Below are 22,121 nucleotides of genomic sequence, written 5' to 3'. Positions count from 1 at the left end.
CGGGTATCGGGTAGTGCCGGCCGCTGGCCGGCAGCACCGGGATATCCTGTAGTGCCGGTCAGCTGCCGGCACTACCTCAAGGAGAAATACATGCGAAATACAGGGATGTTCGTGATCGCCGGGCTGCTGCTGGCCCCCACCGTGCAGGCTGCTCCCGCCTGCCGGGAGCCTGCGGCTGTGGCCCGCGCCTTCTACGAGGCGACGACCGGCAACGGTGATCTGCTGGATCCGCCGGCCGCGCTGGTCAGCGCGGCCTTCGGCAAGGCGCTGCGTGATGAGCGTGCCTGCCAGCAGCGCGAGGAGGGCATCTGTACGATCGATTCCGATCCGTGGCTGGATGCGCAGGATGGCGACATCGACAGCCCCGTGCGTTACAGCTGGAAAGAGGCCTCGGCGACCACTGGCCAGGTAGAAATGCGCTATTTGGTCTGGAAAAAGGCCTACGTGACCCGGTTGCCGATGGTGCGCCAGGGCCAGGGCTGCTGGCAGGTCGATGACATCCTCACCAACAGCGGCCGTTCGGTGCGGAAGATCCTGGCGCAGCCGGTGCCCTGACCGGCGGCAGCATCCACGCAGGGTGCGGTCCAGTTGCCGGCCAGCGGCCGGCACTACCAGGTGATGTTGGGTGGGGGCCGACCGTTGGTCGGCACGCTTCTATCGCGTATGCCCGAACACCAGTTCGATCACGAACTGGCTGCCGAAGAAGGCTAGCAGCAGCAACAGCATTGCCGCCAGCGTCCAGTGCACCGCCTTCATGCCGCGCCAGCCGTAGCGGCGGCGGCCGACCAGCAGCACGCCGAACACGACCCACGACAGCACGCTCAGCACAGTCTTGTGCACCAGCTTCTGTGCCAGCAGGTCATCGACGAACAGCACACCGGTGACCAGGGTCAGGGTCAGCAGCGCGAAGCCGACGGTGATCACCCGGAACAGCAGTGATTCCAGGTCGGCCAGCGGCGGCAGCGCCCGCAGCCACGGCCGGAACTCGCGGCGACGCAGTGCGCGTTCCTGCAGCCACAGCATGATTGCCAGCAGCGCGGCGATGCTCAGCGTGGCGTAGGCCAGCAGCGCCAGCCAGGCGTGGCTGGCCAGGCGCCAGCCCAGCACTTTGCTCGGTTCGTGGCCGTAGCCGTGGTAGGCCAGCAGCAGCACGGCAGCCAGCGGGAACACCACCACGCCCAGCGCCGACATCCGCCCGCGTGCGCCGACCAGCGAGGTCAGCCAGGCCATGCCCAGGCCGACCAGCGACAGCGCGGCGAAGAAGTGCATGTCCGGCCCGCCGTTGGTGCGCATCGCCACCATCACGTGGTAGCCGCCGTGCAGCAGCATCGCCGGCAGGGCGGGCCACAGCCAGGCGGGGGAGCCGGTGCTTTCATCGCGGCCAAGCGCACGCACCAGCAGGGCGCTGGCGGCCAGGTAGAGCAGGGCGGCGATGAGAACGATTAACATCGTTGCAGTTTCGCATACCCCTGCGGTGGTGGCGACGGCCCCGTGGTCGCAGCCCGGGGAGGGGAGCGGACCCGTTATACTGTCTGCCTTATTGTCCCCCGCTTTCAGACAGGTTGCGCCGCATGTTCGAGTCCCTGACCCAGCGCCTTTCCGGCACCATCGAGCGCCTGCGTGGCCGTGGCCGCCTGACCGAGGAGAACATCCGCGAGGCGACCCGCGAAGTGCGCATCGCGCTGCTCGAAGCCGACGTTGCGCTGCCGGTGGTGCAGGCCCTGATCGAGCGCATCAAGGTACGAGCGGTCGGCCAGGAAGTGCTGAAGTCGCTGACCCCGGGCCAGGCGCTGATCAAGGTCGTGCGCGACGAGCTGACCGCGGTGATGGGCGCCGAAGCCAGCGACCTGAGCCTCAATGTGCCCGCGCCGGCCATCATCCTGATGGCGGGCCTGCAGGGCGCCGGCAAGACCACCACGGTAGGCAAGCTGGCCAAGCACCTGAAGGAAAAGCGCAAGAAGAAGGTGATGGTGGTCTCGGCCGACGTCTACCGTCCGGCCGCGATCGAGCAGCTGAAGACCCTGGCCGAGCAGGTCGGCGTGCTGTTCTTCCCGTCCAGTGCCGACCAGAAGCCGGAAGCCATCGTCCGTGCCGCCATCGACGACGCGCGCAAGTCGTTCGTCGACGTGCTGCTGGTCGATACCGCCGGCCGCCTGGCCATCGACGAAGCGATGATGGCCGAGATCAAGGCCCTGCACGCTGCGGTGAACCCGGCCGAAACCCTGTTCGTGGTCGACGCCATGACCGGCCAGGACGCGGCCAACACCGCCAAGGCCTTCGGCGACGCCCTGCCGCTGACCGGCGTGGTGCTGACCAAGACCGACGGTGACGCCCGTGGCGGTGCCGCGCTGAGCGTGCGCTACATCACCGGCAAGCCGATCAAGTTCGTCGGCGTCAGCGAAAAGCCGGAAGGCCTGGACGTGTTCCACCCGGACCGTATCGCCAGCCGCATCCTCGACATGGGCGACGTGCTGTCGCTGGTCGAGCAGGTCGAGCAGCAGGTCGACAAGGACAAGGCGGCCAAGCTGGCCGAGAAGGTCGCCAAGGGCAAGAAGTTCGACCTGAACGACATGCGTGACCAGCTCGAGCAGATGCAGAACATGGGCGGCATCGGCGGCCTGATGGACAAGCTGCCGGGCCTGGGCAACATCCCCGACCATCTGAAGCAGCAGGTCAGCCAGGGCAAGGAAGTGCCGCGCATGATCGCCATCATCAGCTCGATGACCAAGAAGGAACGGCGCAACCCGAACCTGCTGAACGGCTCGCGCCGCGCGCGCATCGCCAAGGGCTCGGGCGTGACGCCGGCTGACGTCAACAAGCTGATGAAGCAGTACATGCAGATGGAAAAGATGATGAGCAAGATGGCCGGCGGCGGCATGAAGGGCATGTTGCGCAGCATGAAGGGCATGATGGGCGCCATGGGCGGCCGCGGCATGCCGTTCCGTTGATGCAGCGACGGGGCTGGCGCGCATTGCGACGCGGGCCCGGTCACAATGACTGGCGTATGCTGGATGGCGACTTCTCCAACAGGTATGTCGCGTGAATGCATCGCCGATTCTTGAACGCGCCGACACCTTCTGTCGGCGTTTTTCATTGCAGCTTCCGATCCTGCTGGCACCGATGGCCGGTGCCTGCCCGGTGCCGCTGTCGGCCGCGCTGGCCAATGCCGGCAGCATGGGCGCGATGGGTGCGGTGCTGTCCTCTTCGGCCGATATCGGTCGCTGGATGGACGATTTCCGCGCCGCTTCGACCGGCCCGGCGCAGGTGAACCTGTGGGTGCCGGATCCGGTGCCGACCCGTGACGTTGCCGCCGAGGCTGCCAGCCGCGCCTTCCTGGCGCAGTGGGGCCCGGACGTGCCGGCCAGCGCCGCCGATGCCACGCCCGCCGACTTCGAAGAACAGTTCGCCGCACTGCTGGCCGCACGCCCGGCGGTGGCCTCGACCATCATGGGTGTGTTGCTGCCGCGCCACGTGCAGCAGTTGAAGGATGCTGGCATTGCCTGGATCGCCTGCGCGACCACCTTGTCCGAAGCGCGTGCAGCACAGGACGCCGGTGCCGATGCGGTGGTGGCGCAGGGCATGGAAGCGGGCGGCCATCGCGGTGCGTTCGATCCGGCGATGGCCGAGCGCCAGCTGGTCGGCCTGTTCGCGCTGCTGCCGCGCCTGGCCGATCACCTGCAGATCCCGGTGATTGCCGCCGGCGGTATCGCCGATGGCCGCGGTATCGCGGCCGCGCTCACGCTGGGGGCCAGCGCGGTGCAGATCGGCACCGCGTTCCTGCGCACGCCCGAAGCCGCGATCGCCTCGGCGTGGGCCGATGGGCTGGCCGCCAGCGAACCGGAAGACACCTGGCCGACCCGCGCCTTCAGCGGCCGCCTGGGCCGCGGCCTGGCGACACCCTATGTACGCGCCGCCGCTGCGGAAGGCGCCCCGCCGCCACGCCCGTACCCGGTGCAGCGCGGGCTGACCGCGCCGATGCGCAAGCAGGCCGCGCAGGAAAACCGCCTGGCGGCGATGCAGGCCTGGGCCGGACAGTCGGCGTGGATGGCGCCGGCACAGCCGGCCGCCGACGTGCTGCGCGGCATGTGGAGCCAGGCGCAGGCGCTGCTGCGATGACGGTGACCTGCAACGGCCTGCCGGCACAGGTCGAGGATCTGCTGCCGGCGCTGGTCAACTACGGCCATTTCACCTCGCTGCAGGTGCGCGGCCACGCGGTGCAGGGACTGGACCTGCATCTGGAGCGGCTGTCACAGGCGACGCGTGAACTGTTCGGCAGCGAGCTGGATACGGTGCAGGTACAGACCTGGATGGCACAGGCCCTGCAACAGGCCGGCCTGGCCGATGCCTCGCTGCGGGTGACGGTGTACTCGCGGCGGTTCGATTTCCGCAACCCGCTGGCGGCGGTGCCGGTGGACGTGCTGGTGGCAGTATCAGCGTCCGTGGCCCTGGTCGCGCCCAAGCGCGTGTGCAGCGTGGTCTGGCAGCGCGAAATGCCGCAGATCAAGCACGTGGGCACGTTTGGCCTGTTCGCCGAGCGCCGCGCGGCGATGGCCGAAGGATTCGACGATGTGCTGTTCGTGACCGCTGATGGCGATGTGAGTGAAGGAAGCACCTGGAACCTGGCCGTGCACGATGGTGAACGGCTGCTCTGGCCGCAGGCGCCGGCCCTGCGCGGTACGGCCGAAGCGCTGCTGAAGCGGCATTGGCCCGATGCGCAGTTGACGCGGCCGTTGGCGCTGGCTGAACTGGGCAGTGTGAAGGCCGCTTTTGCCTGCAACGCCAGCGGCCTGTGGGCGCTGGAGGCCATCGACGGGCAACTCCTGCCAAGCTCGCAGGCGCTGGCTGAACAGGGCAGGGCGGTGCTGGCGGCGGTGGCTTGGCAGGGGCTGGGGTCAGATCCCTTTTGCGCCGCAAAAGGAATCTGACCCCAAGCGGCCCCCCGGGGTTGGCTCGGCCGGGCTCTGCCGCTATAATCGCCCGCTTACCTCGCCATCCTGGCGACTGGGCAATAGGAAAAACACCATGGTCAAGATTCGACTGACCCGCGGCGGCGCCAAGAAGCGTCCGTTCTACCACATCATCGTCACCGACGTGCGCAGCGCGCGCGACGGCCGCAACATCGAGCGCGTTGGTTTCTACAACCCGGTCGCCCAGGGCGGCGAGAAGCGCATCGAGCTGGACCTGGCCCGCGTTGACCATTGGGTCAAGAACGGCGCCCAGCCGACCGACAAGGTCCGCAACCTGATCAAGGAAGCGACCAAGTCCCAGGCCGCTGCGGCCTGATCCTGACGGGCCACGCTTCGGCGTGGCCCTCTTGGTTGAAGCAGATGAAAGATATCGAGCGCCGCATCCTGCTGGGCAGGGTTGTCGGCGCTTTTGGTGTGCGCGGCGAGATCAAGCTCGAGTCCTGGACCGAGCCACGTTCCGCCATTTTCCGTTACCAGCCGTGGATCGTGCGCAGCCCGTCCGGCGTGGAAACCACGATTGAAGGTGTGCGTGGCCGCGACAGTGGCAAGCACCTGGTCGCCCGGTTCCCCGGCGTCGAGGACCGCGATACCGTCGAAGCGATGCGCGGCACCGAGATCTACGTGGCCCGCAGTGGCCTGCCACCGCCGAAGCCCGATGAGTATTACTGGGTGGACCTGGAAGGCCTGGACGTGAAGACCACCGAGGGCGTTGCCCTGGGCCAGGTCTCGCACCTGTTCAGCACCGGCGCCAACGACGTGGTGGTGGTCCGGGGTGACCGCGAGCGGATGATCCCGTTCGTGCAGCCGGACTTCGTCAAGTCGGTCGATTTCGAGGCCAACCTGGTCGTGGTCGACTGGGATCCCGAGTTCTGAGTGTGAGCATGCGTTTCGACGTCATCACCCTGTTCCCCGAGTTCCTCGCCCAGTCCGCTGGACTGGGCGTGGTCGGGCGCGCCCAGGAGAAGGGATTGTTCAGCCTGCATGGCTGGAATCCCCGTGATTACGCCGAAGGCAACTACCGCCGGGTGGACGACCGTCCGTTCGGTGGCGGCCCGGGCATGGTGATGCTGATCGAACCGTTGCAGGCCTGCCTGCAGGCGATCCGCGATGCTGATCCGACCCCGGCGCGGGTGATCCATCTCAGCCCGCAGGGGGCGCCGTTGACCCAGGCCAAGGTGCGGGAACTGGCGGCATTGCCGCGCATGGTCCTGCTCTGTGGCCGCTACGAGGGCATCGACGAGCGTTTCCTGGAAGCCAATGTCGACGAGGAAATCTCCCTCGGCGACTACGTGCTGTCGGGTGGCGAGCTGGGTGCGGCGGTCATCATCGACGCCGTGGCCCGCCTGCAGGACGGTGCCCTGAATGACGCTGAATCAGCGGCCCAGGACAGCTTCGAAGGTGATCTGGGCCTGCTCGACTGCCCGCACTACAGCCAGCCGGCCCAGCACCCTCTGGGCGACGTGCCGGACGTGCTGCGCTCAGGCAACCATGCGGCCATCGCCGCGTGGCGCCGCCAGCAGTCGCTGGTCCGTACCGCCCAGCGGCGTCCGGACCTGCTGGATGAACAGGCGCTGGGCAAGGCCGACCGCGCGCTGCTGGAACAGGGCCGTCAGGCCCAGAAACAGAAGGCCGACCCCTAGCGCAGGGCCGGCTTTATCGGCTATCATGGCCAATTACCGCCAGCCTAGGCCGGCGCGCGCAGTACCCACAACAAACGTGCAGCACAGTCCGGTGACTGCATGAGCCCACGTTGTCTACATGACACGCCCACCCGAACAAGAATCGGTGTAACCCATGAGCAAGCTGAACAAGTCCATCGTCGCGGAATTCGAATCCGCCCAGATCACCCGTGAACTGCCGAAGTTCAGCCAGGGCGACACCGTTGTCGTCAACGTGAAGGTGAAGGAAGGCAGCCGCGAGCGCGTGCAGGCCTACGAAGGCGTCGTCATCGCCACCAAGAACGCCGGCCTGAACTCCTCGTTCACCGTGCGCAAGATCTCGCACGGCTACGGCGTCGAGCGCGTGTTCCAGACCCACAGCGCCATCATCGACTCGGTCGAAGTGAAGCGTCGTGGTAAGGTCCGCGCCGGCAAGCTGTACTACCTGCGTGGCCTGGAAGGCAAGGCTGCCCGCATCAAGGAAGACCTGGCTGCCGCTGCTGCCGCCAAGGCTGCCCGTCTGGCCGAAAAGGCCTGATAAACAACTTCGGTTGTTGCCGCGACGGCCACCTTCGGGTGGCCGTTTGCGTTTCCGGCATCGCATCGGCCACGATCAGGTGATGAACGACATCAACCCGCGCTATCCCGCCGTGATCCAGTCGGCGTTGCGCTTCCTCGACGGCAAGGGACTAGCGCGTGTGCAGTCGGCGCCGTTGCTGCATCGCCTGCTGTGGCGCATGGGCATCGCACTGCCACCGCCGATCCTGGCCGGCTTCGGTACCAATGCGCTGGTGCAGGGCCTGTTGTTCGGGCTGTTCTGGACCGCGCTGATGTGGCTGATGCTGTGGCAGGGCAGTGAGCGTCCGCTGGCGCTGCTGCTGGTGGCCGGGCTGTTGGCCGGAGCGCTGTTCGGCATGGTGATGGCGGCGCTGATGCGCTCGCTGCGCCGGCACCGCAAGCTGCCGGAGTGGCGCCAGTTCCGCGCGGGGCAGGCGGACTGAGCCGATGGCGCACTGCGCCGTGACCGCCCGGCACGGGCCGCGGTAGGCTGCAGTGTCATCCCGATGGACGTGCCGTGCGATGCCTGCCAAGCGAACCGCACCTTCCGCTGCGCCCAAGCTGTTGTCAGGCGGCAATCCGCAGATCGCCAAGGGCGAGGGCGATGCCACGGTACAGGCGTATATCGCGGCGATGCCGGACTGGAAGCGGCCGATCGGCGCACGGCTGGATGCGCTGGTCGAACAGGCCGTACCCGGGGTGCACAAGGCGGTGAAGTGGAACTCGCCGATGTATGCGGTGGCCGCGGGCGAAGGCTGGTTTCTCAGCTTCCATTGCTTCACCCGCTATATCAAGGTGGCGTTCTTCCGCGGCGCTGCGCTGAAACCGGTGCCGCCGGAGCCGTCCAGGAGTGCCGATACGCGCTACCTGCACATTGCCCAGGATGGCGTACTGGATGAAGCCCGGTTTCTTGACTGGGTGCGCCAGGCCGCGGCATTGCCCGGCGAACACATGTAAGCCCACCGTTCTGATCTCCTTGCCGACGAGAGCCGCCGATGGCCACGCATGCACCCAACCCGGCCGATGCCGGAACCCCGGCCGCCGAACTGATCGATGCGCGCATCGCTGAACTGGGCGACTGGCGTGGCGAAGCGCTGGCACGCGTGCGTGCGTTGATCCATGAAGCGCTGCCCGACGTGCAGGAAACCTGGAAATGGCGGGGTACACCGGTGTGGGAGCACAACGGCATCCTGTGCACCGGCGAGACCTACAAGCAGGCGGTGAAGCTGACGTTTGCCAATGGCGCGGCGCTGGCCGATCCGAAGGGACTGTTCAACGCCAGCCTGGAGGGGAACACGCGGCGCGCGATCGATATCCATGAAGGCGCGATGCCGGATGCCGCCGCGTTCAAGGCGCTGATGCGCGCGGCGGCGACGTTCAACGCGGCGAAGAAGAAGCGGTAGAGTCGGCCGCTGGCCGGCTGTTCCGCGATGCTGCTGGAGAGGTGTGAGGTTGCCGGCCAGCGGCCGGCACTACCGCAGCGGTGCGGCATCCGGGTCGGCCACCGGCGACGGCGGGCAGGCCGGAATTTCCGACGGCGTGGCCAGTTCCTCGGCGTGCGAGGGCTTGCCCATCATCTTCGCCTTGCGCCAGCCGCCCCAGCGGTAGTACGCCAACGACAGCAGCATCGACACCAGCGAGCTGACCGGGAAACTCCACCAGATCGCATCGGCGCCCCAATACGGCTGCAGCAGCTCGGCGAACGGCACGCGCACGCCCCACAGCGAACCAGCCAGGATCAGCAGCGGCGGGATCACCGCGCCGGTGGAGCGCACCACGCCGGAGATCACGAAGCTGACGCCGAAGAAGAGGAACGAGCCGATCACCACGTGGTTGAGGTGACGGGCAATGTCCAGCGCCTGGCTGGCCGGCGGCAGGAACAGGGCCAGCAGCTGGCGATCGAACAGGACCAGTGGCAGGATCAGCGCGCCGGTCAGCAGGAAATTGAACAGCACGCCCTGGCGTGCGGTGCCGCGTACGCGGTCCCAGCGCTGTGCACCGACGTTCTGCGCCGCCATCGAAGAGCACGCCGCGCCGATCGCCATCGCCGGCATCTGCAGGTAGTTCCACAGCTGCAGGGAAGCGCCGTAACCGGCGGCGGTGTCGGTGCCGTACTGGTTGACCATGGTCATCAGCAGGATCACCGACAGCGAGATCAGCACCATCTGCAGGCCCATCGGCACGCCCTTGAGCACCAACGCTTTCAGGATGGTCAGGTCGAGCTTGAACAGGCGCATGTCGGCGCGGCCCAGCCACAACGTGTGGCGCTTGTGTCGCATGTACAGCAGCAGGCCGGCCAGCGATAGCGTCTGCGCGACGAGCGTTGCCCAGGCCGAGCCGGCGATGCCCAGCGCGGGGAACGGCCCCATGCCGAAGATCAGAACCGGGTTCAGCACGATGTCCAGTGCCACCGACACCATCAGGAAACGGAACGGTGTGCGCGAGTCGCCGGCACCGCGCAGCGCGGCGGTGAGGAAGGCGAACGCATACAGCGTCGGCATCGCCAGGAAGATGATCTGCAGGTAGGCCTCGGCCAATGGCAGCGAGGCGGCCGGCGTACCCATCGCCGCCAGCAGCGGATGGGCCATGAACCAGCCGGCGATGGCGATGATCACCGACAGGCCGATGAAGAAGGTGGCGCTGGTACCCACCACGCGCCGCGCCTGCGCGATGTCGCGCGCGCCGATCGCCTGGCCGATCAGGATGGTCGAGGCCATGCCGAAGCCGAACACCGAGCCGATCAGGAAGAACATGATGTTGTTGGCGTTCGCGGTGGCGGTCAGTGCCGCCTCGCCGAGGAAGCGCCCGACCCAGACCGCATTCACCGAACCGTTCAGCGACTGCGCGATGTTGCCGGCCAGGATCGGCAGGGAAAACAACAGGAGATTGCGGCCGATCGGGCCGGAGGTCAGGTCAAGCGGCGCTTTGGCCATGGAGTGGTGATCGAATCCCGGGAGGCGCACACTAGCACCAAGCCGGTTTGCAGGATGTGGCAATGCATCAACGACTGCAGGTGAAATGGAGCATGGCGCTGGTCTTGATCGGCGCCGCACTGGCCGCATGTTCGACAGGTGACCGGCTGGGCGATATCCAGGTGCGGCCAACCGACCGCCCCGAGTGCCTGGTCGGCAGCCAGCGCCAGGATCTTTCCGCCGGCGTACCCACCCTGATCGGGGGCAGTGGCTGCCGCACCGACCCCGATAACCCGCGCCCCCTGAACAAGCGAACGGAGTAGTCCCTGCCGATGACCGAGCTTTCCCCGCTGTCGCCCAGTGTCCGCCTGGACATCTGGCTGTGGGCGGCCCGTTTCTTCAAGACCCGCAGCCTGGCCAAACAGGCCATCGAGACCGGCAAGGTCAGCGTCGCCGGGCAGCGCCCGAAATCCTCACGCGCAGTGCGCGTCGGTGAGCAGCTGCAGGTCGACCGCGGCGAAGAGCATTTCGAGATCCAGGTGCTGGGCCTGAGCGACCAGCGCGGGCCGGCGCCGACGGCGCAGCAGTTGTATGCCGAGAGTGAGGCCTCCAAGGCGCGCCGTGCCGAACAGCGCGCGTTGCGCATCGCGGCGCGCGATGGTTTCCAGCCGCCGGAGCACAAGCCGGACAAGCGCGCACGGCGGTTGATCCGCGCGCTCGGCGATATCGACGCGTTGTAAGCAGCAGGGCGCCAGACCGGATCCGGCGCCCCCTTGGCTCAGCGCTTGCCGCCGAGCAGGCTGCCGCCGATCTTCAGCAGATCGCCCACGCCGAGCTGGCCGTCACCGTCCTGGTCCAGCAGGCTGCCGAGCAGGCCGCCGGCAAGACCGCCCTGCTGCTGCACCTGCTGCTTTTCCTGGCCGAGGGCCTGGCTGAGCGAGCCGGCGTCGGCCTGGCCGCCACCGAGGCGCTGGGCGAGGAAAGCCATCACGATCGGTGCGAGGATCTGCAGCAGCTGGCTGGTGCGGCCACTGTCGAGCTGGGTGGCCTGGGCCAGGCCGGTTTCTACCTTCTGCTGGTTGCCGCCGAAGATGTGGCCGAGGATGCCGGCGCCATCGCTGGCGGCACCACCGCCACCGCCGCCCAGTACCGAACCGAGCACGCTGCCCAGGTCCAGCCCACTGTGGTTGTTCTGCAGCGCGCCGAGCAGCGCCTGCGCGCCCTGCGGCTGCGAGGCGTTGTTGCCCAGCGCGCCCATCAGCACCGGCAGCGCGGCACTGATCGCGCCGGAAGCCTGGGTGTCGCTGATGCCGAGCTGCTGCGATACCTGCTGCAGCGGTGCGCCCTGCAGTTTGGCGAGAAGTTCGTCGGTGAGGCTCATCTGCGGAATCCTTGATTGGGGTGGGGCGTGCAGAAGGTACGACGCGGACCGTTAAAACGGCGACGCCGCCTCACGGGGAGGCGGCGTGCTGTTCACGGGGCAGGGCGATCAGAGCTCGATGTCTTCGGCGCCCGGGGTCGCGGTGGGGAAGTCCGCTTCCGGCTGCGCCGGCTTGAACGGATCCGACGGCTGGCTGGCCAGCGCCTTCAGGGCCGCGGCAACGCCAGCGCCATAGGCCGGGTCGGCCTTGCTGCAGTTGTCGATGTGGCGCTGCTTGATGAAGTCCGGCGCATCGCCCAGGGCGCGGGCGGTGTTGGCGAACAGGCGGTCCTTCTGTGCCTGGTTGTAGCTGCGGAACAGCGCACCGGGCTGGCTGAAGTAGTCGGCGTCGTCCTCACGGAAATTCCAGAAGTCGGCGTCACCGCGGATCTTCATCGGCGGCTCGCGGTACTGCGGCTGTTCCTGCCACTGGCCGTAGCTGTTCGGCTCGTAGTGCGGCAGGCCGCCGTAGTTGCCGTCCACGCGCATCGCACCGTCGCGGTGGTTGCTGTGCACCGGGCAGCGTGCGGCGTTCACCGGAATCTGGTGGTGGTTCACGCCCAAGCGGTAGCGCTGCGCATCGGAATAGGCGAACAGGCGTGCCTGCAGCATCTTGTCCGGCGACGGGCCGATGCCGGGCACAAGGTTGCTCGGTGCGAACGCGGACTGCTCGACGTCCTGGTACCAGTTGACAGGGTTGCGGTTCAGTTCGAACTGGCCCACTTCGATCAGCGGGTAGTCGCTCTTCGGCCACACCTTGGTCAGGTCGAACGGATGGATGCGGTAGGTTTCCGCCTCCAGCTCGGGCATTACCTGGATGAACAGCTTCCACTTCGGGAAGTCGCCCTTCTCGATTGCGGCGAACAGGTCGCGGCCGTGGCTTTCGCGGTCATGGCCGACCAGGATCTGCGCCTGCGCGTCGGTCAGCGATTCGATGCCCTGCTGGCTGACGAAGTGGAACTTCACCCAGAAGCGCTCGCTGTCGGCGTTGGTGAAGCTGTAGGTGTGCGAGCCGAAGCCGTGCATGTGGCGGAAGCTGCGCGGGATGCCGCGGTCGCTCATCACCACGGTCACCTGCAGCAGGGCTTCGGGCAGCAACGTCCAGAAGTCCCAGTTGTTGCGCGCGCTGCGCAGGTTGGTATGCGGGTCGCGCTTCACGGCCTTGTTGAGGTCGGCGAACTTGCGCGGGTCGCGCAGGAAGAACACCGGCGTGTTGTTGCCGACCAGGTCCCAGTTGCCTTCTTCGGTGTAGAACTTCAGCGCGAAGCCGCGGATGTCACGCTCGGCGTCGGCGGCGCCACGCTCGCCGGCCACGGTGGTGAAGCGGGCGAACATCTCGGTCTGCTTGCCGACCTTCTCGAACAGCTTGGCGCGGGTGTACTTGCTGATGTCATGGGTGACAGTGAAGGTACCGAACGCGCCCGAGCCCTTGGCGTGCATGCGGCGCTCGGGAATGATCTCGCGGTTGAGGTTGGCCAGCTTCTCCAGCAGCCAGACGTCTTCCATCAGCAGCGGGCCACGTGGGCCGGCGGTCTTGCTGTTCTGGTTGTCCACCACCGGTGCGCCGAAAGCCGTGGTCATCGGCGTGACCGGATCATCGCCGTGCTTCTGCTTGGGCGTGGTGCTCAGTTCACGCTGCTGCTGGGCGCCTTCCGCAGGCGACGGCGCGGTGTGATACGGGCACTTGGGGCTGTTGTTATCGGACTGGCTCATGGCTGGCTCCTGCGGGTGAAGACGGGGTGGAACATCTTCACTCGACTTTAGCTATGGCCAGATGAAATGAATAATCGAATGATCCATTCAGGTTGATAGTTTCTGTCAATTGAAACGTGGAATAAGATTTACGGGGCCTTCCATAGGCCTCCCGCATGGCGGCGGGAAGCCATGTGTGCGCCCTGCGGTTACAGCAGCGTTTTCAGCCGATACAGCGCTTCCAGTGCCTGCTTTGGGGTCAACTCGTCCGGATCGATCGCCGCCAGCGCTTCCTGCGCCTTGCTGGACGGTGCCGCGAACAGCCCGAACTGCTGCGGGGCATCCAGCGCCTGCGGCGCCAGCTCGGCGGCGTGGCTTTCAGCGCCGCGCTGTTCCAGCTCGGCCAGGCGACGCCGTGCCTGCGCCACAGTGGCGCGCGGCAGGCCGGCCAGTGCGGCCACCTGCAGGCCAAAGCTGCGGTTGGCCGGGCCGTCTTTCACTGCGTGCATGAACACCAGCGCTTCGCCGTGCTCGACCGCGTCCAGGTGCACGTTGGCGATGCCGCTGCGGCCGCCCTCATGCTGTTCGTCGGCCAGCGCGGTCAGCTCGAAGTAGTGGGTGGCGAACAGCGTGTAGCAGCGGTTCTGGTAGGCCAGGTGGCGGGCCACCGCGTCGGCCAGCGCCAGGCCATCGTAGGTGGAGGTGCCACGGCCGATCTCGTCCATCAGCACCAGCGAATGGGCGGTGGCGTGGTGCAGGATGTAGCTGGTCTCGGCCATCTCGACCATGAAGGTCGACTGCCCGCGGGCGAGGTCGTCGCCGGCGCCGATGCGGGTCAGGATGCGGTCGATCGGGCCGATCACCGCCCGGCTGGCCGGCACGAAGCTGCCGATGTGGGCCAGCAGCACGATCAGCGCGTTCTGCCGCATGTAGGTCGATTTACCGCCCATGTTCGGGCCGGTGATGACCAGCATGCGACGGTCCGGATGCAGGTCCAGGTCATTGGGTTCGAACGGCTGTTCGCGTACCGCTTCGACCACTGGATGGCGGCCGCGTTCGATCTTCAGGCACGGCTCGGCCTGCAGCTCCGGGCGCGCCCAGTCCAGCGCCTGCGCGCGTTCGGCGAAGGCGGCCAGCACGTCCAGTTCGCTCAGCGCAGCGGCACACTGCTTCAGCGGTTCCAACTGCCCGCCAAGGGTGTCCAGCAGCTGCTCGTACAGGTACTTCTCGCGCGACAGCGAACGGTCGCGCGCGGACAGCACCTTGTCCTCGAATGCCTTCAGTTCTTCGGTGATGTAGCGCTCGGCATTGGTCAGCGTCTGCCGGCGGGTGTAGTGCACCGGCGCACGATCGGACTGGCCCTTGCTGATTTCGATGTAGTAACCGTGAACGCGGTTGTAGCCCACCTTCAGGGTGGGAATACCGCTGCTCTCGCGCTCGCGCAGTTCCAGGTCGACCAGGAACTGGTCGGCATGGGTGGACAGCCGGCGCAGCTCGTCCAGCTCTTCATCGAAGCCATCGGCCAGCACGCCGCCGTCGCTCAGCTTCAGCGGCGGCATCTCGGCGATGGCGCTGGCCAGCAGCTGCGCGCACGCGTCGTGTTCGCCCAGCGCCGCATGCAGGGCCTGCAGGCGCGGCGAGTCCAGCGGGGCCAGCACTTCGCGCACCGCCGGCAGCAGGCCCAGGCCGTCACGCAGGGTGGAGAAATCGCGGGGGCGCGCCGAGCGCAGCGCGACGCGGGTGAGGATGCGTTCCAGATCGCCGAGGCGGCGGAACTGCTCGCGGATGTCGGCGTCCGCACCGCGATCAATCAGGGTTTCCACCGCGTGGTGGCGCTGCACCAGCACCTCGCGCAGGCGCAGCGGGCGGTGCAGCCAGCGGCGCAGCAGGCGCCCACCCATGGGTGTCACCGTGCTGTCGAGCACGCCCAGCAGGGTATTGCGGGTATCACCGTCGACACGCGTGTCCAATTCCAGGTGGCGGCGGGTGGCGGCGTTCATCGCGATCGCCTCGCCGGCGGTTTCCATCGCGATCGAAGTCAGGTGCGGCAGGCGCTGCTTCTGGGTTTCCTCGACATAGCCGAGCAGGGCGCCGGCGGCGGCGGTGGCACGGGGCTTGTCATCGATACCGAAGCCGCTCAGATAGTGCAGCTTGAAGAAGTTCAGCAGCTGGCGGCGGCCGCTGTCCGCGTCGAACAGCCACGGCGCACGGCGGCGCACGCCGGTGCGCTGGCGCAGGAACTCCGGCCAGTTCTCCTCGTCGGGCACCAGCAGCTCGGCCGGCTCCAGCCGTGCCAGCTCGGCTTCCAGGGCGTCGTCGGTCTCCACTTCGTTGACCAGGAAGCGGCCACCGGCCAGGTCGGCCCAGGCCAGGCCGTAGCCCTGCTTGCTGCGCGACAACGCCATCAGCAGGGTGTCGCGGCGCTCGTCCAGCAGCGCTTCGTCGGTGACCGTGCCGGGGGTGACGATGCGCACCACCTTGCGTTCGACCAGGCCCTTGGCGAGCGCCGGGTCGCCGATCTGCTCGCAGATCGCCACCGACTCGCCCAGCGCCACCAGCCGTGCCAGGTAGCCTTCGTAGGCATGCACCGGCACGCCGGCCATCGGGATCGGCGCGCCGCCGGAGCTGCCACGCTGGGTCAGGGTGATGTCGAGCAGCCGCGCAGCCTTGCGCGCGTCGTCGTAGAACAGCTCGTAGAAGTCGCCCATGCGGAAGAACAGCAGCAGGTCCGGGTAGTCGGACTTGGCTGCGAAGAACTGCTTCATCAGCGGGGTGTGTTCCTTGGACGCCTTGGCGTTGCTGGTATTGTCTTTTGTATCAGTCACTTGGGGCGTTTCGCGTCTTGGGCAGGGCGTCAGGGCGTGACCACGCGCAGGCATGGCCGGAGAAGTCATTAGTGTAGCGACCTGGGGTGGTCGATGATCCGCGGCACCCGCGCTGGGCCCGGAGGCTGTCCGTGTGCCAACGCCTGCGCCCCTGCGCCGGCACTTTGGTTGATTTCCCCAGGGTCCCACGGTAGTGTCAGCCCCGGCGATCTCCGCCAAGCGGCCTCCATGGAAAACGGGGCGACTTATCCCCGGGCGGGCGTTGATGGAAAGAACAAGCATGACTGCAGCCTGCATGGCCGCCGAACCTCGTTACACTTGGCGTACCGTCCTGCTGAGCATCCTGGTCGCCATCGTTCCGCTTGCCGGCTCCGCACCCTACACCTTGCTGAAGGCGGTGCTGCTGCTGGCCCTGCTGGTCACCGGCGTGGTTCTGATTCGCCGCCAGCCCGATGTCCGCCTGCGCTACCGCATCGCCCGGTTCATCGTGATCGTCTGCTTCCTGCGCCTGGCCTATGCCTTCTACAGCATCCTCTGGCACGGGCTGCGCTGGAACGAGCTGGATCTGCCGGCGCAGACACTGCTCTACCTGGGTACCGCTGCTGTGTTCGCCACTGCGCTGGACTGGCGCCTGATCTGGAAGATCTTCGCCGTGTCCACCCTGGTCTTCGGCGGGTCGTGCATCGTGCAGCACCACGTGATGGGCCTTGAACGCGCGCACGGTTTCAGTGGCGGCGAATGGACGGCCATCGAGTTCACCATGGTGACGCTGTGCATGGCGTTGTTCTCGGTCATCCGGTTGATCCAGCCCAATGTGCATCCGGCCGAACGCTGGCTGCACGGCGTGGCCATCGCCGTCGGCGTCTACGGTTCGATCCTGGCGCAGAGTCGCGGGCCGATCCTGGCGTTCATTCCCGCCATGCTGATGGTGATTGTGGTGCACGTCCGGCGAACCCGGCGCTGGCGGGGGGCACTGGTCTTCGTCGGTGCCCTGGCCATTGGCGTGGTCGGTGCCACCTCGGTGCTGAACCACGAGGTGATCCAGCGCTTCGGTGAGGTCAGTGGCGAGATCTCCGGCTTCAACCAGGAAAACGAGGTCGGCTCGGTCCGCGAGCGCATCGCCATGTGGGGCGTGGCGGTCGACGCCTTCGCCGAGCATCCCGTGGCGGGGGTGGGCCTGAACCAGTTCGGTACCTATGCGCGTGAGGGCATCGCTCGCGGCGAGGTGTCCGAGTCGATCTTCCGCTACAACCACCCGCACAACGAGTACCTGGAAGCGGCGGTGACCGGTGGCGTGCCGTTGCTGCTGCTCATGCTGCTGGTCTTCATCCTGCCCGGCATTCATTTCGTGCGGCGCCTCGGCCACGCCGACGACATCACCGCGACGATCGCCATCGCCGGACTTGCCGTGGTCATCGTCTATGCGCTTTCGGCGTTCACGGACAACGTGTTCTACCGGGCGATGCCGCATTCGTTCTATTTCTACCTGGTGCTGGGCTTCATGATGGCGACCGCCTTGCCGGCGCGTAACCTGCATCGGCCAGGGAGTCCGTCCTGATGGCGCATATCCATCTACTGGCCGCCGACAACCAGCGTGGCCTGTCCCATGACATCCAGGTGATCGAGCGCTCGTTGCAGCAGCTCGGGCACACGGTGACGGTCAGCCGTCTGGACGCGGTGCGCAATGGTGGTGCCTGGAAACTGCGCGGGATGCGCCTGCGCAGGCTGCTGGCCTCGTGGCTCAGCCTGGGGCGCACGCCGGCCCGGTTCGACATCAATATCTCGCTGGAGCATGTCCGGCCGGCAAGCTTCGGACTGGCCGTGGTCAATCTGTTGATTCCGAATCCGGAATGGGTGTCCGCACGCAGCCTGCGGATCCTGCCGCGGTTCGATGCGTTGTTGACCAAGACCGAAGAAGCCACGCGCATCTTCAACGCACTGGGCATGCGCGCGCTGGAAGTCGGTTTCTGCAGCCGTGACCGCTACGACCCAGCGGTGCCGCGCAGGCCGCGCAGCTTCCTGCATGCGGCCGGTACCAGTCGCATGAAGGGGACGGCTGCACTCGTCAATGTCTGGAAGCGGCACCCTGAGTGGCCCTTGCTGACCATCCTGCGCGGCGGCCCTTCGGACGAAGATGAGGGCGGGGCCGCGAACCTGAGAATCGTCCGCGAGCGGCTGCCCGACCAGGAGGTGCAGCGCCTGCAGAACGAACATGCGTTCCACCTGTGCCTGTCGCAGACCGAAGGCTGGGGCCACTATCTGGTGGAAGCGATGAGCTGCGGGGCGGTGGTGATCACCTGTGACGGCGCGCCGATGAATCAGATGATCGACGACAGCCGCGGCATCCTGGTTGCCGCGCACGAGGGCGAGCCCTGCCATCTGTCCAGGACCTGGCATGTGGATGAGAAGGCGCTGGAACAGGCCGTCGAGCGCGCGCTGGCGATGGATGAGGCCGAGTGGACCCGGCTGGGCGCCAATGCACGCGCATGGCACCTGGCCAGCGAGGTGGCGTTCCCGCGCCGTCTGGGCGATGCCCTGGCCAAGCTCTGAGCTGATGTGGGGCTGGTCGCCGCAGCCCGCTCAGCCAGGCACCAGGGTGATCTGCGGATGGCTGCCGAAGATCTCCATGACGATCTCGAAGTAGGTCTGTCCCTGACCAAGCGCCAGTGCCGTCAACTGAGCGTGGATGGCCGCACCGTTGAACCTGCCGCCCTGAGCGAGTTTCGATTGCAGCCAGGCGCGCGTGGTCTCGCGGCCCAGTGCATCGCGGCTGTGGGCGATGTCACGCCACACCACCGTGGCGATGGCATGGCCTGCGAGAGCGCCGTAGCCGCCGTGAAGCAGGTCATCAAGCGCATCCAGGCTTGCGCCCAGTTGCCAGTCTTCGTCGGCCATGAACACGCGATTGATTTCCACGTAGAGGCTGGCGATGTCGTTGATGGACGCGCCTTCGATGTGCAGGATCCGTGTCATCTGCGGACTGTAGCTCTCCCGGGCGGCGGTTGTGTCCGGCGCAGATAATCCAGGGCCGCTTCGGATGGAGCTGGCATGATTATGGTGTTAAATCCGCGTGATTTTCATCGGGCGCTGGCGTGTCAGCGGTATTCGATAATGATATGGCGCCATTATCTGCCGCCTTGTTTTCTGACTGCCTGCACAGTTCCATATATTTGGATCGGTCCATATATAAAGTCCCGTAAAGTTTCCCTTCGCTGCGCCGCCATCGAACGTACGGCCACGATCAAGGGAATTGAGATGCTTGCCTTACGTAATCTCCGTGTGGGATCCCGGCTTGGCGCCGGCTTCGGTCTGCTGCTGCTGTTCATCATGGCCATCGTTGGCCTCGTGCTGTACGGAAACCACCTGAAGTCCGCCCAGTTCGAGAAAGTGGTGGACGTCAACATGGTGAAGATGCGGCTGTTGAACGACATGCTGGATACCAACAACGCGGTGCTGATGCATCGCCGGCTGATGGTGATCAAGCGCGGTGAGGATTTCGACAAGGATTATCAGAAGGCGCAGGAGCTGTCGCAGACCTACGACGGTATCTGGGCCAAGTACATCAAGATTCCACGCGACGCCACTGGTGATGCCCTGGTGGCGAAAATCGACGCGGCACGCAAGGCCACCGACGCCTCCACCCAGCATCTGCACGAGCGCATGAAGGCCGGTGATTTCGACGGCGCGGCCAAGGAACTGCTCGCCGAGCACGGCTTGGCCACCGCATGGAATGAGGCGATCTCGACCCTGCTGCGGCATCAGGAGACACTGACCGAGCGCAGTCGCGAGGAATACCGTTCAACCGAATCCTGGACCGGCACGTTGTCGATCGTGTTCGGCGCGTTGAGCCTGGTACTGGGCTCGCTGGCCGCGTGGGCCATCACCCGTAGCCTGACCCGCCCGCTGGAAGGTGCGGTGAAGCTGGCCGACGGCATCGCCAACGGGCGGCTGGACAACAGCATCGACGCGTCCGGCAACGATGAGGTGACGCAGCTGCTCAGGTCGATGCAGCGCATGCAGGCGCAGTTGCAGTCGGTGATGGCGGCGCAGGGTGAACTGGCCCGCCAGCACGACGCGGGCAGCCTCAGCTATCGCATGGACGAGAGTGCTTTTCCTGGCGACTACGGGCGCATGGTGCACGAGACCAATGCGCTGGTCGGCTCGCATGTGCAGGTGCAGAACCGGCTGATCGAAGTAATGAAGCATTACGCCCGCGGTGATCTGTCAGTGGACATGGATCCGTTGCCGGGCGAGAAGGCCGCAATCACCCAGGCCATGGACGAAACCAAGACCAGCCTGTCGGCGATCAACGGTGAGATCCGCCGCCTGGCGACGGCTGCAGCCGCAGGCGACTTCAGCCTGCGCGGCGATGAAGATCGCTTCGCCTATGAGTTCCGCGACATGGTGGCCGGGCTCAATCGCCTGATGCAGACCACCGACGAGAACCTGGTGCAGGTGTCGACCCTGCTGCAGGCGATCTCGCGCGGTGACCTCACCGTGCGCATGCAGGGCGACTTCCACGGCGTGTTTGCCCGCATGCGCGATGACTGCAATGCCACCGTCGATCAGCTCAAGCAGATTGTCGGCCGTATCCAGTCCAGCGCGTCCAGCATCAACCTGGCGGCAGGCGAGATCGCGTCGGGCAACACCGATCTGTCGCGTCGCACCGAGCAGCAGGCGGCGAACCTGGAAGAGACGGCGGCGTCGATGGAGGAGCTAACCTCCACCGTGAAGCAGAACGCCGAGCACGCACGCCAGGCCAACCAACTCGCCATCGGCGCGCACGGTGTCGCCTCGCAGGGCGGCGAGGTGGTCGGACAGGTGGTCACCACGATGTCGGCCATCGAAGCCTCGTCGAAGAAGATCGCCGAGATCATCAGTGTCATCGACGGCATCGCCTTCCAGACCAACATCCTGGCACTGAACGCGGCGGTGGAAGCCGCGCGTGCCGGCGAGCAGGGCAGGGGCTTTGCGGTGGTGGCCAGTGAGGTGCGCACGCTGGCACAGCGCTCGGCCGGTGCGGCCAAAGAGATCAAAGGCCTGATCGAGGATTCGGTCGGCAAGGTCGCCGATGGATCGGCGCTGGTCCGCCAGGCCGGCACCACGATGGGCGAGATCGTGGCGTCGGTGCAGCGCGTCACCGACATCATGGCCGATATCTCCGCCGCCTCGCAGGAGCAGAGCTCGGGCATCGAACAGGTGAACCAGGCGGTGGTGCAGATGGACGAGACCACGCAGCAGAATGCGGCGCTGGTGGAAGAAGCCAGCGCGGCGGCACGCTCCATGGAAGAGCAGGCCAACCTGCTGGCCGAAGCAGTTTCGGTGTTCCGCACGGGGGCGGTGACCGCCGCCGCAGCGGTCCGCCCGGCGCTGGCAGCCGTGGCGGCATCGGTTGCACCGGTACGCCGGCCGGCGGTGCTGCCGCCGCGGATGGAACCGACGCTGGCCGCCAATGCGGGCGGTTGGGAAGAGTTCTAGCAGAGGGCAATGCCGGTAGGAAGACAGCGCCTATCACGCTGGCTGATCGTGATGGGCGCGGATTTCTTCCTGAACGCGCGATGGCCGATGAGGCGGCGGACACGCGCATTTCACTTCCGGTTGCCAACCGCAGGAGGACACTTGCGCCATACCGGAACTCAGGAGATGGCCATGAAGACCTCGACCCGATTTCTTGTGCTGGGCACGCTGCTGGCGGCTTCGTCGGTGGCCGGTGCGCAGACGTATGGGCCGCGCGATGAGGGACGCAAGTTCAATGACGGCAGTCGCGTGGTCTGCAAGAACGTGGAAGTGCAGCGCAACTCGCGCGATCCGAACCGCATCACGGGTACCGCTACCGGCGCAGTGATCGGCGGCCTGCTGGGCAACCAGGTGGGCGGCGGTAACGGCAAGAAGCTTGCAACCGTGGCCGGCGCTGTGGCCGGTGGTGCGGCCGGCCGCCAGATCCAAGGCAACCAGCAGCAGAAGAACGGTGACCGCGTGGTTGAACGTCGCTGCGAACGCGTCTATCGCTGATCGATCGCCGAAAGTCCCCGTTTCCCCTTCCACACCGCAGTACCCGAACGCCGGCCCCACGCCGGCGTTCTTCGTTG

The 22,121-nt window shown here is 66.6% G+C and carries 23 protein-coding genes; 17 read left to right on the top strand and 6 right to left on the bottom strand.

The annotated features are described in order from the left end of the window. Window positions 1–90 precede the first annotated feature (90 nt). Window positions 91–555 (top strand): hypothetical protein, encoded by a 465-nt coding sequence (locus O0K41_RS02975; protein ID WP_088431002.1) that lies wholly within the window; start codon window positions 91–93, stop codon window positions 553–555. Window positions 556–654: 99 nt separating this feature from the next. Here the strand turns inward: O0K41_RS02975 and ccsA are convergent, their stop codons facing one another. After that, window positions 655–1,449, bottom strand: coding sequence for a cytochrome c biogenesis protein CcsA (ccsA, locus tag O0K41_RS02970; RefSeq protein WP_049451940.1), 795 nt, complete (start codon window positions 1,447–1,449; stop codon window positions 655–657). 122 nt (window positions 1,450–1,571) lie between these two features. Here ccsA and ffh point away from each other — a divergent pair, with 122 nt between their 5' ends. From ffh to O0K41_RS02920, 10 genes are all read left to right on the top strand, one after another. After that, window positions 1,572–2,948, top strand: coding sequence for a signal recognition particle protein (gene ffh, locus O0K41_RS02965; protein ID WP_099605718.1), 1,377 nt, complete (start codon window positions 1,572–1,574; stop codon window positions 2,946–2,948). A gap of 91 nt (window positions 2,949–3,039) precedes the next feature. Next, window positions 3,040–4,116: a nitronate monooxygenase gene (locus tag O0K41_RS02960; RefSeq protein WP_164222412.1), complete on the top strand. Its 1,077-nt coding sequence runs from the start codon at window positions 3,040–3,042 to the stop codon at window positions 4,114–4,116. Continuing rightward, the gene (locus tag O0K41_RS02955) at window positions 4,113–4,925 is read left to right on the top strand and encodes an aminotransferase class IV family protein (protein WP_164222414.1); all 813 of its coding nucleotides are present in this window, start codon (window positions 4,113–4,115) and stop codon (window positions 4,923–4,925) included. The genes O0K41_RS02960 and O0K41_RS02955 overlap by 4 nt, the downstream gene beginning before the upstream one ends. Before the next feature lie 97 nt (window positions 4,926–5,022). Further along, on the top strand, window positions 5,023–5,283 hold the full coding sequence (gene rpsP, locus O0K41_RS02950; protein ID WP_005408594.1) for a 30S ribosomal protein S16: 261 nt from the start codon (window positions 5,023–5,025) through the stop codon (window positions 5,281–5,283). A gap of 44 nt (window positions 5,284–5,327) precedes the next feature. Next, window positions 5,328–5,840 carry a ribosome maturation factor RimM gene (gene rimM, locus O0K41_RS02945; RefSeq protein ID WP_164222416.1) on the top strand — a complete coding sequence of 171 codons (513 nt, stop codon included), beginning with the start codon at window positions 5,328–5,330 and terminating at the stop codon, window positions 5,838–5,840. A gap of 8 nt (window positions 5,841–5,848) precedes the next feature. After that, the gene (gene trmD / locus O0K41_RS02940) at window positions 5,849–6,607 is read left to right on the top strand and encodes a tRNA (guanosine(37)-N1)-methyltransferase TrmD (RefSeq protein WP_164222418.1); all 759 of its coding nucleotides are present in this window, start codon (window positions 5,849–5,851) and stop codon (window positions 6,605–6,607) included. A gap of 154 nt (window positions 6,608–6,761) precedes the next feature. Beyond that, entirely contained in the window at window positions 6,762–7,163 is a 402-nt protein-coding gene (gene rplS, locus O0K41_RS02935) for a 50S ribosomal protein L19 (RefSeq protein WP_005408597.1), read from the top strand. 82 nt (window positions 7,164–7,245) lie between these two features. Then, window positions 7,246–7,626: a DUF6404 family protein gene (locus O0K41_RS02930; RefSeq protein ID WP_049451937.1), complete on the top strand. Its 381-nt coding sequence runs from the start codon at window positions 7,246–7,248 to the stop codon at window positions 7,624–7,626. Window positions 7,627–7,705: 79 nt separating this feature from the next. Further along, window positions 7,706–8,140 carry a DUF1801 domain-containing protein gene (locus O0K41_RS02925; protein ID WP_005412655.1) on the top strand — a complete coding sequence of 145 codons (435 nt, stop codon included), beginning with the start codon at window positions 7,706–7,708 and terminating at the stop codon, window positions 8,138–8,140. 38 nt (window positions 8,141–8,178) lie between these two features. Continuing rightward, window positions 8,179–8,586 (top strand): DUF1801 domain-containing protein, encoded by a 408-nt coding sequence (locus O0K41_RS02920; protein ID WP_164222420.1) that lies wholly within the window; start codon window positions 8,179–8,181, stop codon window positions 8,584–8,586. Window positions 8,587–8,655: 69 nt separating this feature from the next. On the opposite strand, the gene O0K41_RS02915 is transcribed toward O0K41_RS02920, so the two are convergent. Continuing rightward, window positions 8,656–10,116 carry an MATE family efflux transporter gene (locus O0K41_RS02915; protein ID WP_149500831.1) on the bottom strand — a complete coding sequence of 487 codons (1,461 nt, stop codon included), beginning with the start codon at window positions 10,114–10,116 and terminating at the stop codon, window positions 8,656–8,658. A gap of 62 nt (window positions 10,117–10,178) precedes the next feature. On the opposite strand from O0K41_RS02915, the gene O0K41_RS02910 reads away from it, so the two are divergent. Both O0K41_RS02910 and O0K41_RS02905 read left to right on the top strand, forming a co-directional pair. Further along, window positions 10,179–10,418 (top strand): hypothetical protein, encoded by a 240-nt coding sequence (locus O0K41_RS02910; RefSeq protein WP_164222422.1) that lies wholly within the window; start codon window positions 10,179–10,181, stop codon window positions 10,416–10,418. A 9-nt stretch (window positions 10,419–10,427) separates the two neighbouring features. Then, entirely contained in the window at window positions 10,428–10,835 is a 408-nt protein-coding gene (locus O0K41_RS02905) for an RNA-binding S4 domain-containing protein (protein ID WP_005408603.1), read from the top strand. Between the two features lie 38 nt (window positions 10,836–10,873). Here the strand turns inward: O0K41_RS02905 and O0K41_RS02900 are convergent, their stop codons facing one another. The 3 genes from O0K41_RS02900 to mutS all read right to left on the bottom strand — a co-directional run bounded on the left by O0K41_RS02900 (window position 10,874) and on the right by mutS (window position 15,972). Further along, window positions 10,874–11,476 carry a DUF937 domain-containing protein gene (locus O0K41_RS02900; RefSeq protein WP_005408604.1) on the bottom strand — a complete coding sequence of 201 codons (603 nt, stop codon included), beginning with the start codon at window positions 11,474–11,476 and terminating at the stop codon, window positions 10,874–10,876. Between the two features lie 108 nt (window positions 11,477–11,584). Further along, window positions 11,585–13,096, bottom strand: a complete 1,512-nt coding sequence (locus tag O0K41_RS02895) for a catalase (protein WP_012479536.1) — start codon at window positions 13,094–13,096, stop codon at window positions 11,585–11,587. A gap of 320 nt (window positions 13,097–13,416) precedes the next feature. After that, entirely contained in the window at window positions 13,417–15,972 is a 2,556-nt protein-coding gene (gene mutS / locus O0K41_RS02890; protein ID WP_197592394.1) for a DNA mismatch repair protein MutS, read from the bottom strand. Between the two features lie 340 nt (window positions 15,973–16,312). Between mutS and O0K41_RS02885 the strand changes: the two genes are divergently transcribed. Both O0K41_RS02885 and O0K41_RS02880 read left to right on the top strand, forming a co-directional pair. After that, entirely contained in the window at window positions 16,313–17,590 is a 1,278-nt protein-coding gene (locus O0K41_RS02885) for an O-antigen ligase family protein (RefSeq protein WP_049451904.1), read from the top strand. Further along, the gene (locus tag O0K41_RS02880; RefSeq protein WP_164222425.1) at window positions 17,590–18,582 is read left to right on the top strand and encodes a glycosyltransferase; all 993 of its coding nucleotides are present in this window, start codon (window positions 17,590–17,592) and stop codon (window positions 18,580–18,582) included. The genes O0K41_RS02885 and O0K41_RS02880 overlap by 1 nt, the downstream gene beginning before the upstream one ends. A gap of 30 nt (window positions 18,583–18,612) precedes the next feature. Here the strand turns inward: O0K41_RS02880 and O0K41_RS02875 are convergent, their stop codons facing one another. After that, a complete protein-coding gene (locus tag O0K41_RS02875) occupies window positions 18,613–19,005 on the bottom strand; it encodes a barstar family protein (protein WP_049451902.1) in 393 nt (130 codons plus the stop codon). Window positions 19,006–19,287: 282 nt separating this feature from the next. On the opposite strand from O0K41_RS02875, the gene O0K41_RS02870 reads away from it, so the two are divergent. Then, window positions 19,288–21,510 carry a methyl-accepting chemotaxis protein gene (locus O0K41_RS02870; RefSeq protein WP_088436604.1) on the top strand — a complete coding sequence of 741 codons (2,223 nt, stop codon included), beginning with the start codon at window positions 19,288–19,290 and terminating at the stop codon, window positions 21,508–21,510. Between the two features lie 165 nt (window positions 21,511–21,675). Then, a complete protein-coding gene (locus tag O0K41_RS02865) occupies window positions 21,676–22,044 on the top strand; it encodes a glycine zipper 2TM domain-containing protein (RefSeq protein ID WP_164222426.1) in 369 nt (122 codons plus the stop codon). The last annotated feature ends 77 nt before the right edge of the window (window positions 22,045–22,121 follow it).

It is taken from the genome of Stenotrophomonas sp. Sm2128 (assembly GCF_030985535.1).
Taxonomy (GTDB): Bacteria; Pseudomonadota; Gammaproteobacteria; order Xanthomonadales; family Xanthomonadaceae; genus Stenotrophomonas; species Stenotrophomonas maltophilia.
The sequence above is the reverse complement of the archived record's forward strand: the minus strand, read 5'-3'. Positions and strand labels throughout refer to the sequence as shown.